Source organism: Janthinobacterium sp. BJB301, from assembly GCF_002735685.1.
Classification (GTDB): Bacteria; Pseudomonadota; Gammaproteobacteria; order Burkholderiales; family Burkholderiaceae_D; genus Janthinobacterium; species Janthinobacterium lividum.
Map to the genome: position 1 here is coordinate 557,166 of NZ_PDZJ01000002.1, position 15,453 is coordinate 572,618.

13 protein-coding genes are annotated in these 15,453 nt (G+C 63.4%); 11 read left to right on the top strand and 2 right to left on the bottom strand.

The window, feature by feature from the left end; all coding sequences use genetic code 11:
• Positions 1–154 precede the first annotated feature (154 nt).
• Together CSQ91_RS15805 and CSQ91_RS15810 are read left to right on the top strand one after the other, a co-directional pair.
• On the top strand, positions 155–1,030 hold the full coding sequence (locus tag CSQ91_RS15805) for a hypothetical protein (RefSeq protein ID WP_143451038.1): 876 nt from the start codon (positions 155–157) through the stop codon (positions 1,028–1,030).
• A complete protein-coding gene (locus tag CSQ91_RS15810; protein ID WP_099388906.1) occupies positions 1,027–2,541 on the top strand; it encodes a hypothetical protein in 1,515 nt (504 codons plus the stop codon). The genes CSQ91_RS15805 and CSQ91_RS15810 overlap by 4 nt, the downstream gene beginning before the upstream one ends.
• 211 nt (positions 2,542–2,752) lie before the next feature.
• On the opposite strand, the gene CSQ91_RS15815 is transcribed toward CSQ91_RS15810, so the two are convergent.
• Positions 2,753–3,172 (bottom strand): hypothetical protein, encoded by a 420-nt coding sequence (locus CSQ91_RS15815; RefSeq protein WP_099388907.1) that lies wholly within the window; start codon positions 3,170–3,172, stop codon positions 2,753–2,755.
• Positions 3,173–3,452: 280 nt separating this feature from the next.
• Here CSQ91_RS15815 and CSQ91_RS15820 point away from each other — a divergent pair, with 280 nt between their 5' ends.
• The gene (locus CSQ91_RS15820; protein WP_099388908.1) at positions 3,453–4,523 is read left to right on the top strand and encodes a hypothetical protein; all 1,071 of its coding nucleotides are present in this window, start codon (positions 3,453–3,455) and stop codon (positions 4,521–4,523) included.
• Positions 4,524–4,537: 14 nt separating this feature from the next.
• On the opposite strand, the gene CSQ91_RS15825 is transcribed toward CSQ91_RS15820, so the two are convergent.
• The gene (locus CSQ91_RS15825; RefSeq protein WP_257217370.1) at positions 4,538–5,497 is read right to left on the bottom strand and encodes a LysR family transcriptional regulator; all 960 of its coding nucleotides are present in this window, start codon (positions 5,495–5,497) and stop codon (positions 4,538–4,540) included.
• Positions 5,498–5,606: 109 nt separating this feature from the next.
• Here CSQ91_RS15825 and CSQ91_RS15830 point away from each other — a divergent pair, with 109 nt between their 5' ends.
• The 8 genes from CSQ91_RS15830 to CSQ91_RS15865 all read left to right on the top strand — a co-directional run bounded on the left by CSQ91_RS15830 (position 5,607) and on the right by CSQ91_RS15865 (position 15,246).
• A complete protein-coding gene (locus tag CSQ91_RS15830; protein WP_099388910.1) occupies positions 5,607–6,446 on the top strand; it encodes a phytanoyl-CoA dioxygenase family protein in 840 nt (279 codons plus the stop codon).
• On the top strand, positions 6,446–7,264 hold the full coding sequence (locus tag CSQ91_RS15835; protein ID WP_099388911.1) for a sugar phosphate isomerase/epimerase family protein: 819 nt from the start codon (positions 6,446–6,448) through the stop codon (positions 7,262–7,264). The genes CSQ91_RS15830 and CSQ91_RS15835 overlap by 1 nt, the downstream gene beginning before the upstream one ends.
• A gap of 101 nt (positions 7,265–7,365) precedes the next feature.
• Positions 7,366–7,827, top strand: a complete 462-nt coding sequence (locus CSQ91_RS15840; protein WP_070281408.1) for a MarR family winged helix-turn-helix transcriptional regulator — start codon at positions 7,366–7,368, stop codon at positions 7,825–7,827.
• A gap of 165 nt (positions 7,828–7,992) precedes the next feature.
• Positions 7,993–10,368 (top strand): M1 family metallopeptidase, encoded by a 2,376-nt coding sequence (locus tag CSQ91_RS15845; protein WP_092608191.1) that lies wholly within the window; start codon positions 7,993–7,995, stop codon positions 10,366–10,368.
• Positions 10,365–10,871: a DUF6702 family protein gene (locus CSQ91_RS15850; protein WP_099388912.1), complete on the top strand. Its 507-nt coding sequence runs from the start codon at positions 10,365–10,367 to the stop codon at positions 10,869–10,871. Before CSQ91_RS15845 ends, CSQ91_RS15850 begins: the two co-directional genes overlap by 4 nt.
• On the top strand, positions 10,868–12,904 hold the full coding sequence (locus CSQ91_RS15855; protein ID WP_099388913.1) for a TonB-dependent receptor: 2,037 nt from the start codon (positions 10,868–10,870) through the stop codon (positions 12,902–12,904). Before CSQ91_RS15850 ends, CSQ91_RS15855 begins: the two co-directional genes overlap by 4 nt.
• Positions 12,905–13,007: 103 nt before the next feature.
• On the top strand, positions 13,008–13,742 hold the full coding sequence (locus CSQ91_RS15860) for a 2OG-Fe dioxygenase family protein (RefSeq protein WP_034786511.1): 735 nt from the start codon (positions 13,008–13,010) through the stop codon (positions 13,740–13,742).
• 142 nt (positions 13,743–13,884) lie between these two features.
• A complete protein-coding gene (locus tag CSQ91_RS15865; RefSeq protein ID WP_034786510.1) occupies positions 13,885–15,246 on the top strand; it encodes a hybrid sensor histidine kinase/response regulator in 1,362 nt (453 codons plus the stop codon).
• The last annotated feature ends 207 nt before the right edge of the window (positions 15,247–15,453 follow it).

Sequence of the window (15,453 nt, forward strand, 5' to 3'; positions counted from 1 at the left end):
CTGGAGTCATTCCACTGCATTCTGCCGCAATATTACCTTACGCGGGCACGGCAACGGCGCACCGGCGCCGTGTTCCATCGCTTTGATGCCGATCAAAAAGCATACGCCGCCGCGGCCTAAGCTGGAAGCACCGGCCAAGGACAAGGAGAACGCCATGCCAGCCCACCTGATCATCGAAGACGGCCAGCCCTCGTGGTGGGACAGCGCAGATATCTGGGTCGTGCCGGGCAATGATCCGAATGGCCCGCCCGGCGCGCCCATCGCCGGCACCAGCAATTACCTGTGGGGCCGCGTGCACAACACGGGCAACAGCGCCTCGAACGGCGTGCGCGTGGATTTTTACTGGGCCGACCCGTCCGGCCAGATCGCCGTCGGCGCCGCCACGCAGATCGGCTCCGCCTTTGCGGACTTGCCGCCCGGCGCCACGCAGGAAGTGCTGTGCCTGGTGCCCTGGGTCCCCGTCATCGTCAATGGCGGCCACGAATGCCTGCTGGCCGTCGCCCACGGCCCGGGCGACATCAATCCGCTGCCCGATCCCCTGCCCAACGGTTTTCCTTTCCAGCCCAAGCAACACGAGCAGATCGCCCAGCGCAATGTCACCGTGGTGCTGGCAGCGCGGCGCGCGCAATTGCTGAGCATCGCGGTGGCGGCCCTGCCCCGCGCAACGAAAAAAGTGGAATTGCAGATCGAGCAGGGCGGCGAGCTGCCGGAGCGCCTGCTGGCCACCCTGGGGCTTGAGCGATGGCAGCCGGCCAGGGATGCGCGCCTGATCGCTGGCCTGGCGCGCACGCCCCACTGCAATGGCGATGCGCCCGGGGAGCAAAAGCTGGCGCTGGAGGTGCCGCGCGGCCAGGCGCAGGCCGTGTACCTGAGCGTGCGCGCTGAAGCCTTGCCGCCACGCCAGTATGCGCTGCTGCGCGTGCTGGAGAGCCAGGAAGGCGAGGTCATGGGCGGCATCACGTATATCGTCACCGATCTGGAGAAAGAGCAAGCTCAAGAGCAGCAAAGCCCCGAGGAGCAAGCATCATGAGCGATACCCCCCTGCAGGTCCTGACGCGGCCGTTCGCGATCGAGCCCGTCACCAATATCATGCTGCCCGATGGCATCTTCGACAATGCCATCTATGGCTTGCGCATCGCCGCCCACGTCAGCAATATGTCCGGCAGCGCCCTGAACAATGTCACGGTGTACCTGGAAAGCGTGGGGGACCCCGGCATCGTGCCCGTGGCGCGCACTTTCTTCTTTGCCAGCATTCCCGCCGGCGCGGCCATGCTCGTCATGTGGGATGCCGACTTCCAGCATGCGGCGCCCGGCAAGCGCCTCGTCAGCTTCGTCGCCAAGGCGGACGGCTACGCGCCGCGCCGCTCGATCCAGCAAATCTTCGTCTCGCAAACGCGCTTCGACAGCGCCACCAATACCTACACGTGCACGGTCGAGGAAGGCACCCTGGAACTGTCCAAGCCACAAGGCCACCTGCCTGGCAAACGCTGGGGCAGCACGGGCACGGATGGCAAAGGTGGGGAAAATGCGTGCCGCTGCCCGCCCGGCCTGGGACCGATCGTGCCGACCGGCATGACCCTCGTCTGGACGCCGAACCCCGCCTACGCGGGCACGCATGGCGAACTGCCGTTTGCCGACCCGTGGTGGAAGATACTCGCCATCATCATCGCCATCATCGCCGCGCTGGTGGCCATCATTTCAGCCGCACTCGGGTCCGGCAAGGCCAGCTTCAGCGTGGGCGGCACCTTCGAGGAAACCGATCCCAGCGTCGACTGCTGCTCGCTGGAAGGGGCCGGCTCGGGCCAGCCCGAATTCACGGTAGCGGGCGTCGCCTCGGCCATCGCCTCGGGCGCCATCGCCGTCGCCTGCTCCGATATCGCGGATCCGTTCTGGCGTGGCCAGGAAGCAACACCACCGGCCGCCGGCGAACTGACCCTGGCCGAGCGCGTGGTGGCGAAATGGGTGTTGCCCGAAGCGCCGAACGCGGGCTTGCCCTACACGGCCGACATCAGCTGGGAATATCAACGCTTCACGACGGGCGCCACCTACCAGCATGCCGTCACCGAAACGCAGGTCAACATCCATGTGGCGGGGCCCGTGGAAACGGATACGCCCGCCGTCGTGCAAGCTTACGAACCGCTGTGGATACGCGCCAGCTTCAAGCGCGACAATGGCAATGTGTTCCGCGGCACGGAGCTGTATGCCTTCGTGCTGTTCCAGGCGCCGCAGGGCCTGTATTTCGTGGAATCGCTGGCCGACGACGGCCTGGGCTTCGACCCGGGCGCCAACGATGGTGTCTACGCAGGCAGTCTGGACTTGAAGCGGGCTTATCGCACCCTGCTGCAATACGACCAGAAGGTCTACGGCACCTGGCGCGTCTTCGTCTTCGCCCAGGACGTCAACCTGACCAAGCCCGGCACGCCGCCGGAAATCGCGGCCCAGCACATCGGCGGCATGTTCATCGCCAGCGCCATCGAAATCACCTTCGACGACACCCTGCCCTGTCCGCTCAAGGCGCAGGCGAATATCGTCGTGGTGTGAGGGGGGCGTGAGCGAAGTCAGGCGTAGGTCGCGCAGGTCGGATCAGCGGGGCAAAGCCCTGCGTAATGCGACAACATCGTTGGCTCCCGTATGCACACCAGGAGCGGCTGAGAAAATGCTCAGGGCTAGGCGCGCCCCGAAGACAGTACTTCAGTACAGTAAGGTAAATGCAGGGCAGGCAACAACACCGAGGGTGTTGTATCAGCCGCTCTTAAACTTTAACGCTTTCAGGTTTCGCTATCAGCGTGCGCGGAATGATATCCGTCGCCGGGCAAGACTCCATCGCATCCGAATACGCGAGCCAGCGCTGCAGGCTTTCCATGCGGCGGATGGTGATGCCCTTGCCATTGATATAGCCGATCTGCTCGAAATTGGCGGGGCTGGTGGTCAGTTTCGATACGGTGGGCGCATTGTCGACCAGGCGGTCGTAGGCCTTGCGCGCCTTGTGCTCCCACTTGGCCAGCACGGGATCGTCAAAACGGTTGCTTTCAAAATACACGGTGATGGTGCGGTCGTGGTTGGCAAAGCCGACGATGGCCGCCCCCTTGCGTATGGTCAACAGGACATCTTCCTTCACGCCCGTGACGGGAACGAAGAGGGCGGCGCGCCCATCCGTATCCGGCCGTTCCATGGGAATATCTTGTCCGATTATGCTCATCACATCACACTCTTAGTCATCGCCTGCTGGCTTGTTGTCCCTGCATCACTGAAAGCATGCCATGCGCATGCGCGCGTTTGCCGCTGCGCCGGGCCGCTTCCAGGCTGTTTGTCAAATAATACATTGCCGTAAAGCACTACACAAGATAATCAGGGACGCGGCAGCCGCTTGTCCTCCGCCGGATGGGGAATGGTGTGCCCAGCGGCAATCGCCTTATAATGCTGCGATTACTTCACGTCCCCACCTCCGCACCATGACGCTTCCCGAGAATGACACCAGCCGGCTCGACGCCATCAGCGCCGCCGCCACCGAAGTGGCCGCGCAAAACGTGGCCGACCTGCTGGCCATGGCCATCTGCCACCGCCCGGACGAACCGTCCCTGATCGTCTGCGACAAGCGCAGCTGGCTCAATGTCGTGTTGACGGAAGCGTATCGCCAGGCCTTGCCCGACGCGACCTTCATCGATTTCGACGAGGTCACGCCCGATGCAGTGCTGGCTGCCTTTGCCGAGCTGCCGGCCGGCAGCCTCGTCGTGCTGATCCAGTCGACCAGCTTCCGCCTGGAAGCGTTCCGCATCCGCATCGAGCTGTTCAAGCGGGGCCTGAAGGTCATCGAGCACGTGCACCTGTCGCGCATGCCCGGCGTGCAGGGGCTGCATTACATCGCTTCGCTGGCGTACGATCCCGATTACTACCGGGGCGTGGGCCATGCACTGAAAGCGCGCATCGACGGCGCCCGCCACGGCATGGTCGACAGCGGCGGCGAGCAGCTGGTCTTTGCTTCGCCGTTCGAATCGGCCAAGCTGAATATCGGCGACTACAGCGGCATGAACAATATCGGCGGCCAGTTCCCGCTGGGCGAAGTGTTTACGGAAGCGCAGGACCTGGAAGCCGTGAACGGCCGGGTGCGCATCTTTGTTTTCGGCGACACGCACTTCATGGTCAACCGCCCCGACACGCCGATCACCCTGATCATCGAAAAGGGCAGAGTCACGGGCACGGAGCACGCCACGCCGGAATTTACCGCCATGCTGGAAATCATCCGCGCGCATGAAGGTGAAGTGTGGGTGCGCGAACTGGGCTTCGGCATGAACCGCGCCTTTTCGCGCGAACAGCTGGTCAATGACATCGGCACGTATGAGCGCATGTGCGGCATCCACCTGTCGCTGGGCGCCAAGCACGGCGTCTACGCCAAGCCGCAATTCAAGCGCAAGGATGCGCGCTACCACGTCGACATCTTCGCCGTCACCGAAGCCGTCTACCTGGACGACAAAAGAGTGTACGCGGATGGCGCGTGGACGGTGGAACCCCTCGCGCTCAACTGAGCCTCAATTGACCCTCAGCTGAAAAAACCTGCCGCTGCCAGCTCGCGGTCCCACGGCGGCACGGGCTGGTATTCGGCCACCAGGAAATCGATCAGCGCGCGCACCTTGGGCGAAGGCTGGCGGCTGGCCGGATACAGGGCGCTCAAGTGGTTGAGCGGCAGGTCCCAGCCGGACAGCACGGGCAGCAGACTGCCATCGAGCAGATTGCGCCAGGCGAGAAACGTGGTGCTGTAGACGATGCCGAGCCCCCGCTGCGCCGCCTGGTGCAGCACCAGGCCGTTATTCGCCGTGAAGCCCGCCTGCACGCGCACGCTCACCGCCTCCTGCTGGTCTCCCTCCCCACGCTGGAAATGCCAGTTCGTGCCATCCGTCAGGTGGCTGAAATGCAGGCACTGGTGCTGCAACAGCTCTTGCGGCGTCTGCGGCACACCCCATTGCGCCAGATAGGCGGGGCTGGCGCACAGCACGGCGCGGCACGGCGCCAGCGGGCGCATGGCCAGCGCGCTGCTGTCCGGGATGCCGCCCACGCGGATGGTCAAATCAAAACCGTGGCGTATCGGGTCGAGCAGCGCATCGTCGACAAACAACTCGGCCTGCACCTGCGGGTGCAGCAAACTGAAACGGGCGACGGCATCGGCCAGCCACGCGCTGCCGAAACTCGATGGCGCCTGGATGCGCAGCGGCCCGGCCAGCTCCGCCCCCGCTCCCGCCTGCGCCACGTGCGCCACCATGCGCGCCGCCTCCTGCGCCTGGCTGACGGTGGCCATGCACGGCGCCAGATAGGCGCGGCCCGCATCCGTCAAGCTCACTTCGCGCGTGGAGCGGTGCAGCAGCCGCGCATGCAAGCGCTCTTCCAGCTGCATGATGGTCTTGCTGACCATGGCCCGCGTCAGGCCCAGGCGCTGCCCGGCCAGCGTGAAGCTGCGCTGACGCGCCACTTCGACAAAGATTTCCATCGCTTTTAATTGATCCATGTCAAAGATTGTCATCGTTTTGGCGACAATCTGTCAACCGCTGGGCGATTGTTTGCCGCCCTCGCCCATCCTACAATGGCGCTTTCCATTGACCTCCGGAGCCGCCGCCATGCTGACAATCCCGCAACAAGAACAATACCAACGCGACGGCTACATCATCCTGCCCGATTTCAAGGGTGCGGACGAAATCGCCGCCCTGCGCGCGCGCGCCGAGCAGATTGTCAACGAATTCGATCCCAGCGTCAGCCAGTCGATCTTCACCACGCGCGACCAGGCCAAGAACACCAACGATTATTTCCTCGCTTCCGACAACACCATCCGCTGCTTCTTCGAGGAAGAGGCGTTTGGTCCGGACGGCCAGCTGAAGCAGGCCAAGTCCCTGTCGATCAACAAGATCGGCCACGCCATGCACGACCTCGATCCCGTCTTCCGCAGCTTTTCCGCCGATCCAAAACTGGCCGCAGTGGCGCGCGAGCTGGGCCTGGCGGACGCGCAGGTTTGGCAATCGATGTACATTTTCAAGCAGCCCGGCATCGGCGGCGAAGTGCGCTGGCACCAGGACGCCACGTATTTCGAAACCACGCCAGTCAGCGTGACCACCTTCTGGTTCGCGCTGGAAGACGCCACCCTGGACAATGGCTGCCTGTGGGCCGAACCGGGCGGCCACCGCGGCCCCCTGCGCGAACGCTTCATCCGCAACGGCGACCAGGTGCGCGTGGAAAAACTCGATAGCATGCCCTGGCCCGACGACAGCACGGCCGTGCCACTCGAAGTGAAGGCCGGCGCCCTCGTCTGCTTCCACGGCTTGCTGCCCCACTACAGCGCGCCGAACCGCTCGCCCGTCTCGCGCCACGCCTACACCTTGCACGCCACGGACGGCCAGACGGAATACGCGGCCCACAACTGGATACAGCGCGACGATACCTTCCCCGTGCGGGGCTTCGTCTGATGCGCATCGACGTCTTTGCCGCCCACTGGGGCAATAACGAGCTGCCGCCCGACGTCTTCATCGACAGGGTAGCGGCGGCCGGCTTCGACGGCATCGAAATGTCGCTGCCGCTGGACGCGGCACTGCGCGAGGAGTGGACGGACCGTATCGCCAAGGCGGGACTGCAGCTGATCGCCGCGCAGTGGGAAACCGTGTTCCACAGCGACTTCGAGCAGCACCGCGCCGCCCTGGCGGAACTGCTGGAAAACGCCTGCCTGGCGCGCCCCGTGCTGGTCAACACCCACACGGGCAAGGATTACTACAGCCAGGCGCAGAACGCGCAGCTGATCGACCTGGCCGCCGCCATCTCGAAAAAACACGGCGTGCCCATCGTGCATGAAATCCACCGCAGCCGCTTTTCCGGCCACCCGATGCTGCTGCTGCCCTACCTGGCGCAATATCCCGAGCTGCCATTGACAGCCGACCTGTCGCACTGGTGCTGCGCCTGCGAATCCCTGCTGGAAGACCAGCCGCAGACGCTGGCGCAAGTACTGCCGCTGGTGCGCCACGTGCATGCCCGCGTGGGCCATGCGCAGGGTCCGCAGGTAGCCGACTTCCGCGCGCCGGAAGCGAAACCGGCGCTCGACGCCCACCTGGCATGGTGGGACGCCATCGTCGCCCTGCGCCGCGCCGCCGGCGCCGAGCGCATGACGTTCACGCCGGAATTCGGCCCCGCGCCATACACGCAAACCCTGCCCTGGACGCAGCAGCCCGTGAGCGATGCCTGGGAACAGAACGTCGCGATGCTGCATCTGCTGCGCGCGCGTTACGCGCAGTAGTTCGTCACAGGCACTCTCCATGCACCGGGCCAGCCGGTCCGGTGCACGCGTGCATACCAGCCATGCTTGTCATTAAGTAGCGCGCTATATATACTGTGCCCATGGATACCACCACCTCCCCCAACCCCTTGCACCAGGTGCCGCGCCTGGACAGCCAGCTGTGCTTTGCGCTGTACTCGACTTCGCTTGCCATGAACAAGCTGTACCGCAAGCTCCTGCGCAAGCTTGGCCTCACCTATTCGCAATACCTGGTGATGATGGTGTTGTGGGAACGCGACGGCCTGACGGTGTCGGAAGTGGGCGAGCGCCTGTTCCTCGACTCGGCCACCCTGACGCCCCTGCTCAAGCGCATGGAGCAATCGGGCCTGTTGACGCGCACGCGCGCCGCCAGCGACGAGCGGCAAGTCATCATTTCCCTCACGGAACAGGGCGACCAGCTGCGCCATGAAGCAGCCTTGCTGCCCGAAGCCATCCTGACGGCCAGCCACTGCAGCGTGGAGCAAGTTGTGGACATGAAACAACAGCTGAACCAGTTGCGCGACAGCCTGATGAAAAGTGAGTAAAAACGCCGCTTTTCCGAGCAAAATCAGGTAAAGCATTGCCCTGACGGCGCAAGGCAAAAGCTGGCGCAAAATCCGCCTTTCTTTATTACAAATCGATACATGGATGGCCTCACCCTGCGTATAGAATAGTTGCCACTATTTCCTTACAACAACATCAGGGTGAATATGCGCATACCTTTCGGCTCCGTAGCCTCGCTGGCTCTTTGCTTTACCGTGTCGGCCTTCGCTGCCGAACCCTTCGACGACAAGTTCCGCCAGCTCGAAGAGGTGTTGCCTACCCCGAATACCTACCGCACCGCCTCAGGCGCGCCGGGCCACGCCTACTGGCAGCAGCGCGCCGACTACACGCTGCGCGCCACCCTGGACGAAACCAAACGCGAGATCGCCGGCAGCGGCACCATCACCTACCATAACCAGTCGCCCGACACCCTCGGCTACCTGTGGGTGCAGCTGGACCAGAATATCTACAAGCCCGATTCCGACGCGCGCCGTATGACCACGGCGCCGTCGCGCCAGGCGTGGGCCAGGACGGCGGGCGAAGACACCATGAAATTCGAAGGCTTGCGCGGCCTCCTGGCGCGCGGCGACTTCCAGGGCGGCTTCAATATCCGCGCCCTGAAAGGCGCCGATGGCCGGCCTTTGACGTACGTTATCAACCGCACCATGATGCGCATCGACTTGCCGCAGCCATTGAAACCGGGCCAGGATTTCGCCTTCCAGATCGACTGGGATTACCGCATCAACGAACAGAAGGTGCTGGGCGGACGCGCCGGCTATGAAGTCTTCGACGACAAGAACGCCCTGTTCGAAGTGGCGCAGTGGTTCCCCCGCATGGCGGCCTATTACGACGCGGCCGGCTGGCAGCACAAGCAGTTCCTCGGCTCGGGCGAATTCACCCTGGAATTCGGCGACTACGACGTGCAACTGACGGTTCCGGCCGACCATATCGTCGCCTCCACGGGCCAGCTGCAAAACCCGCAGGACGTGCTGTCTTCCGCACAGCGCGAGCGCCTGGAAAAGGCCCGCGGCAGCGACAAGCCCGTCGTCATCGTCACGCAAAAAGAGGCGGAAGCGGCCGAAAAATCCGTCAGCCGCGCGCAAAAGACGTGGCACTTCAAGGCGGCCAACGTGCGCGACTTCGCCTGGGCCTCGAGCCGCAAATTCATCTGGGATGCGCAGGGCTACAAGAAGGGCGGCAGCGATGTGATGGCCATGTCCTACTATCCGAAAGAGGGCAATCCGCTGTGGGAAAAGTACAGCACGCAAGCCATCGTGCACACGATAGAACAGTACAACAAGTACAGCATCGACTACCCGTATCCGACAGCCATTTCCGTCAACGGCCCCGTGGGCGGCATGGAGTATCCGATGATCTCGTTCAACGGCCCGCGCCCGGTGAAAGACAAAAAGACGGGCGAGCTGACGTATTCCAAGCGCACCAAGTATGGCCTGATCGGCGTGATCATCCACGAAGTGGGCCACAACTACTACCCGATGATCATCAACTCGGACGAGCGCCAGTGGACGTGGATGGACGAAGGCCTCAACACCTTCGTGCAATACTTGGCACAGCAGGCGTGGGAAGAAAACTACCCTGCCTCGCGCGGTGAACCGCGCGAAATCGTCGACTACATGCGTAGCCGCGACCAGGTACCGATCATGACCAATTCCGAATCCCTGCTGCAGTTCGGCAACAACGCCTACGCCAAGCCGGCGGCGGGCCTGAACATCCTGCGCGAGACCATCCTCGGGCGCGAGCTGTTCGACTACGCGTTCAAGGAATATGCGCAGCGCTGGAAATTCAAGCGCCCCACGCCCGCCGATTTTTTCCGCACGATGGAAGACGCTTCCGGCACGGACCTGGACTGGTTCTGGCGCGGCTGGTTCTATACGACCGACCCGGTCGACATCAGCATCGACGGCATCAGCGAATACGGCGTAAGTTCAAAGGATCCGGCAACGGAAAAGGCCTGGAAGAAGGCGCAGAAGGACGCCCAGCCGGAATCCGTCACGAGCCGCGCCAACAAGGGCATGCCGCGCCGGGTCGACGCGCATCCGGAGCTGAAGGATTTCTACAACCAGCACGACGATTTCACGGTGACCAACAAGGACCGCAACTCCTATGCCGAGGCGCTGGCCGCTCTGGAGCCGTGGGAAAAGGACTTGCTGAAACAGGGCAAGCACCTGTACCTGGTCGACCTGTCGAACGTGGGCGGCATGGTCATGCCGCTGATACTCGAAATCGAACTGAAAAGCGGCAAGAAGTACGTCGAGCGCGTGCCGGCCGAAGTGTGGCGCTACTCGCCGAAGAAAATCACCAAGGTCGTCATCACGGACGAGCCGATGGTGGGCCTGGTGCAGGACCCGTACTGGGAAACGGCCGACATCGACACCAGCAACAATAGCTGGCCGCGAAAAATCACGCCATCGCGCCTGGAACTGTTCAAGAGCGAGAAGTCGCCCAAGGATAACCTGATGCGCGATTTTCATACGCCATTGAAAGGCAAGAATGGCGGCTCGGCCAAGGGCGACGAGGCATGAAGCGCTGGCGCGCGCTGGCTTGCGCCACGCTGGCCTGCGCCAGCATGGCGGCCGGCGCCCACAATTTCCACATGGGTATCGCCGACATCAGCTATAACGCGGCCAGCGGCAGCACGGAAGTGGTGCACACCTACACGGGCCACGACGTCGAAGCGCTGCTGGCGAACCTGTACCAGCGCCAGTTCGACCTGGGCCAGGAGGACAGCGAAGCGGCCCTGCGCCGCTATGTCGAAAAACAGTTTTACCTCGTGGGGCCGGATGGCAAGCGCCTGCGCCTGAACTGGGTCGGCATGAAGGTCAATGCCGACAACGTGATGATCTTCCAGGAGATCGAACGCACGCGCCTGGCCCCCGCCACGCGCATCCATAACCAGTTGCTGATCGACTTCCTGCCCAGCCAGCGCAATACCCTCAACGTGCAGGACAGCGGCAGCATCCAGACGTTGATCTTCGACCGCCAGAACACGGAACTGCCGATCCGCCAAGTCCCACCACACCCATGACGCCACGCCATCTTCCCCTCCTCCTCGCCACCCTGTTTTCCGCAGCGACCGCCCACGCCGACGACATCTTCCAGCGCGTGCTGGTCGACGGTTCGCGCCTGAACCAGCTGGGCGTGGCCGATTCGGCCAACGCGGGCAGCGTCACGCAACAGCAGCTAGACGCGCGCACCAGCTACCGGCCAGGCGAACTGCTCGAAGCCGTGCCGGGACTGATCGTCAGCCAGCATAGCGGCGAGGGCAAGGCCAACCAGTTCTACCTGCGCGGCTTCAATCTCGATCACGGCACGGATCTGCGCACCACCGTCGACGAGATGCCCGTCAACCAGCGCAGCCATGGCCACGGCCAAGGCTGGACGGACCTGAACTTCCTGATCCCCGAACTGGCCATGCGTCTCGACTACAAAAAGGGGCCGTATTCGGCGGAGCAAGGCGATTTCTCCTCGGCCGGCGCGGCGTCCGTCGTCTACGCGAACCGCCTGACGCAAGGCATCGCCAGCGTGGGCATCGGGCAGAACGGCTTTCGCCGCGCCCTGCTGGCCGATTCGCTCGATGCGGGCGACGGCAGCCTGCTGTACGCGCTCGAAGCTCAGCACAACGATGGCCCGTTCACGCAGCCGGACCGCTACCGCAAGCTCAATGGCGTGCTGCGCTACAGCGAAGGCTATGCCAACAACGGCTTCAACGTCACGGCCATGGCGTATGACGCCAGCTGGAACGCCACCGACCAGATTCCGCTGCGCGCCGTACAGGACGGCACGCTGGGCCGCTTCGACGCCATCGATGCCAGCGATGGAGGCAAGGCGCAGCGCTACAGCCTCTCGGGCGCCTGGCGCCAGACAACGGACGACATGTCGTCCAGGGTCAGCGCATATGTGATCGCCAACCGCCTGGCCCTGTTCTCGAATTTCACGTATGCGATGGATGACCCCGATAACGGCGACCAGTTCGCCCAGCCGGACCGGCGCGTGACGTCCGGCATCAACGCCAGCCACACCTGGCACCGCCACACGGACAGGGGCAGCAGCGACACCACCATCGGCCTGCAGCTACAGAACGACAATATCCACAATGGCCTGTACAACACGCGGCAGCGGCAGACCCTGTCAACCACGCGGCAAGACCATATCGTCGAATCGAGCCTCGGCGTGTATGGCGAAAACAGCACGCGCTGGTCGCGCTGGCTGCGCACCGTGGCCGGCCTGCGCGCGGATGCCTACCGCTTCGACGTGCGCAGCGACCGCGCCGCCAATTCAGGCAAGGCCAGCGACCATTTGTTCAGCCCCAGCCTGAGCGTGATCGCCGGGCCGTGGCGCGATACGGAAGCGTATTTCAACATCGGCAATGGCTTTCACAGCAACGATGCGCGCGGCACGACGATCACGGTCGACCCGAAGACGGGCGAGGCGGCCGACAAGGTCACGCCTCTGGCGCGCTCGCGGGGACTGGAACTGGGCTTGCGCAGCGCCGCCATCGCCGGCCTGCAAACCTCGCTGTCGCTGTACCGCCTGGACTTCGATTCCGAACTGCTGTTCATCGGCGACGCTGGCGCCACCGAGGCGGGCCGCCCCAGCCGCCGCTATGGCATCGAGTTTTCCAGCTACTACAAGGCGGCAAGCTGGCTGTCGCTGGACCTGGACCTGGCGTATGCGCGCGCACGCTCGCGCGGCAGCGACCCGGCGGGCGATTTCATCCCCGGCGCCATCGAAGGCGTAGCCCAGCTGGCCATGACGGTGACGCCGCCGGGGCCATGGTCGGGTTCTTTGCGCCTGCGCTACTTCGGTCCACGCCCCCTGATTGAAGACAACAGCGTGCGCTCCGCGGCCAGCGTGGGCTTGAACGGGCGCATCGCCTACCAGATCGACAAGACCTTGCGCGTGGAACTGGAAGGCTACAACCTGGCCAACCGGCGCGACTCGGCCATCGATTACTACTATGCCTCGCGCCTGCCCGGCGAGGCGCAGCCCGTCGACGACATCCACTTCCATCCGGTGGAATCGCGCTCGCTGCGCCTGACCCTGGTAAAGAATTTTTAACTCAACAAGAATAATTCCTGTCGCACTGCACAGGAAACGCCGCGAAGTCGTAGAATGCCAGGCTGGATAAACTGAGACAGGCCGCATTGCGGCCAGCACCGCCATGAGCACTTCCGCACCGATCTTTACCGACCCGTCCCACGTCAAGGATGCCTTGCGCGATGACGGCTATGCCGTGCTGCGCCCGCAGGACGTGGCCGCGCTGGCCGGCTGCCCGCTGGCCGCGCTGCGCGCGCTGGAGCCGAGCTGGAATACCCTGGCGCTGGACAATTACCTGAAGGATGGCGGCCGCTATCGCCGCCGGCGCCACTCGTGCTTCGTGCAGGATGGCGAGCGCCTGACCCAGACGGCGCACCGTCCGCACTGGCAACCGGTGGAATACAACGCCCTGCACGGCGGCATGCACCGCCTGTTCGAACCGGTCGAAGCGGCTATCGTCGCGCAAGCGGCCTGGCAGCAGCTGATCCGCGCGCTGGGCGACGCCTGCTCGCAGGTGAAGGGCAGCCAGCCCTGGTTCATCGAGGCGCACCAGTTCCGCATCGATACGACCGATGGCATCGGCCGGCCCACGCCGGAAGGCGCGCACCGTGACGGCGTCGATTTCGTCGCCGTGCTGCTGATCGGACGCGAACAGGTCAAGGGCGGCGAGACGCGCATCTTCGAAGCAGACGGCCCCAACGGAAAGCGCTTTACCCTGACCGAACCGTGGTCGCTGCTGCTGCTCGACGATGCAGCCGTGATCCACGAATCGACGCCGATCCAGCCCATCGGCGAACATGGCCACCGCGATACGCTCGTGCTGACCTATCGCGCAGGCCAGTTCCAGGGCGAAAACTGACAAGCGGCCACAGCATTCCCTGTGGCCAAAATAGTTACTTGGAAGTTACTTTTGCAGACCTAAATCCGATATAGTCATACGATGTCGATATTGTGCGCTCACTGCGCCCAGCATCACCACACTGAAATCCTAGGAGAGGTCTGTGGACTCCAACAACCAAATCAAGCCTGACGAAATCGAGATCCTGATCGTCGAGGACAGCCCGACCCAGGCGGAGCGCTTGCGCCGCCTGATCCAGTCCCTGCACTATAACGCGCGCGTGGCGGCGAATGGCCAGCTGGCCCTGGCCGCCATCCGCGAGCGCAAGCCGCACCTGGTGCTGTCCGATATCGTCATGCCTGAAATGAATGGCTACGACCTGTGCCGCGCCATCAAGTCCGATCCGACCCTGCGCGACATCCCCGTGATCCTCGTCACCTCGCTCAACGATCCGAAGGACATCATCCGCGGCATCGAGTGCGGCGCCGACAATTTCATCCGCAAGCCCTACGCGGAAGACTATCTGCTCAACCGCATCAGCCACATGCTGATGAACCAGAAGCTGCGCAAGAACCAGAATGTGGAAATCGGCATCGCCCTGTACCTGGGCGACCAGAAGCATTTCATCAATGCGGAACGCCAGCAAATCCTCGACCTGCTGATCTCCACGTATGAGCAGGCGGTGCAGGTCAACGGCGAGCTGCAGGCGCGCGAACGCCAGGTGATCGAGCTGAACATGCGCCTGGCGCACCATGCGGCCGAACTGGAAACCATCAACCGCGAAATCGCCCTGAAAAACCTGGAACTGGCCGAAGCGAGCCGCATGAAGTCTGCCTTCATCGCGAACATGTCGCATGAACTACGCACGCCATTGAACGCCATCATTGGCTTCACGGGCGCGCTGCTGATGAAACTGCCCGGTCCCCTGACGTCCGACCAGGACAAGCAACTCAATACCATCCGCGCCAGCGCGCGCCATCTGCTCTCGCTGATCAACGACATCCTCGACGTCGCCAAGATCGAAGCGGGCAAGCTGACCCTGTCGATCGAACCCGTGCACTGCCAGGAGCTGATGGCAGACGTGGCCGACACGCTGCGCCCCCTGGCCCAGCAAAAAGGCCTGGCGCTGGAAATGGCACTGGGAGAAGCGGGCCAGCCGCCCGCCATCATCGACACGGATCGCCGCGCGCTGACGCAAATCCTCATCAACCTGCTCAACAACGCCATCAAATTCACGGAACAGGGCACGGTGCGCATCAGCCTGTCCCAGCGCGACGAAGACGGCGTGCTGGTGACGGAAATGAGCATCGCCGACAGCGGCGCCGGCATCAAGGAAGAAGACCAGGCCAAGCTGTTCCAGGCCTTCTCGCAGCTCGATTCCACCTCCACGCGCCACGTGGAAGGCGCGGGACTGGGCCTGTACCTGTGCCAGAACCTGGCCAACGCCATCGGCGGCGCGCTGTTCTTCAACAGCGACTACGGTTCCGGCAGCACGTTTACGCTGGCACTGCGCAGCAAGGCCTGACTTTCTGTGCGCCGCAGCATGGAATGCTGATTTTTTGCCATCCAGAAGAGACCGATACAGTAGTTCTACGGTATTGCACTGCACCATTTTCGGCGCTATAGTAGAACTGTCTCCTCCAATTCGTTCTCCGAACATTGGATTCCGCCCGCGAATACAACCGCGGGCTTTTTTTTGCCTGCGTTTTTCACGCATCTTCATCCTTTCTTA

Excerpts from the sequence above, each read along its gene's own strand:
- CSQ91_RS15805 (WP_143451038.1), top strand. The coding sequence starts at position 155 with ATGCCAGCCCACCTGATCATCGAAGACGGCCAGCCCTCGTGGTGGGAC.
- CSQ91_RS15810 (WP_099388906.1), top strand. The coding sequence starts at position 1,027 with ATGAGCGATACCCCCCTGCAGGTCCTGACGCGGCCGTTCGCGATCGAG.
- CSQ91_RS15815 (WP_099388907.1), bottom strand. The coding sequence starts at position 3,172 with ATGGAACGGCCGGATACGGATGGGCGCGCCGCCCTCTTCGTTCCCGTC.
- CSQ91_RS15820 (WP_099388908.1), top strand. The coding sequence starts at position 3,453 with ATGACGCTTCCCGAGAATGACACCAGCCGGCTCGACGCCATCAGCGCC.
- CSQ91_RS15825 (WP_257217370.1), bottom strand. The coding sequence starts at position 5,497 with ATGGATCAATTAAAAGCGATGGAAATCTTTGTCGAAGTGGCGCGTCAG.
- CSQ91_RS15830 (WP_099388910.1), top strand. The coding sequence starts at position 5,607 with ATGCTGACAATCCCGCAACAAGAACAATACCAACGCGACGGCTACATC.
- CSQ91_RS15835 (WP_099388911.1), top strand. The coding sequence starts at position 6,446 with ATGCGCATCGACGTCTTTGCCGCCCACTGGGGCAATAACGAGCTGCCG.
- CSQ91_RS15840 (WP_070281408.1), top strand. The coding sequence starts at position 7,366 with ATGGATACCACCACCTCCCCCAACCCCTTGCACCAGGTGCCGCGCCTG.
- CSQ91_RS15845 (WP_092608191.1), top strand. The coding sequence starts at position 7,993 with ATGCGCATACCTTTCGGCTCCGTAGCCTCGCTGGCTCTTTGCTTTACC.
- CSQ91_RS15850 (WP_099388912.1), top strand. The coding sequence starts at position 10,365 with ATGAAGCGCTGGCGCGCGCTGGCTTGCGCCACGCTGGCCTGCGCCAGC.
- CSQ91_RS15855 (WP_099388913.1), top strand. The coding sequence starts at position 10,868 with ATGACGCCACGCCATCTTCCCCTCCTCCTCGCCACCCTGTTTTCCGCA.
- CSQ91_RS15860 (WP_034786511.1), top strand. The coding sequence starts at position 13,008 with ATGAGCACTTCCGCACCGATCTTTACCGACCCGTCCCACGTCAAGGAT.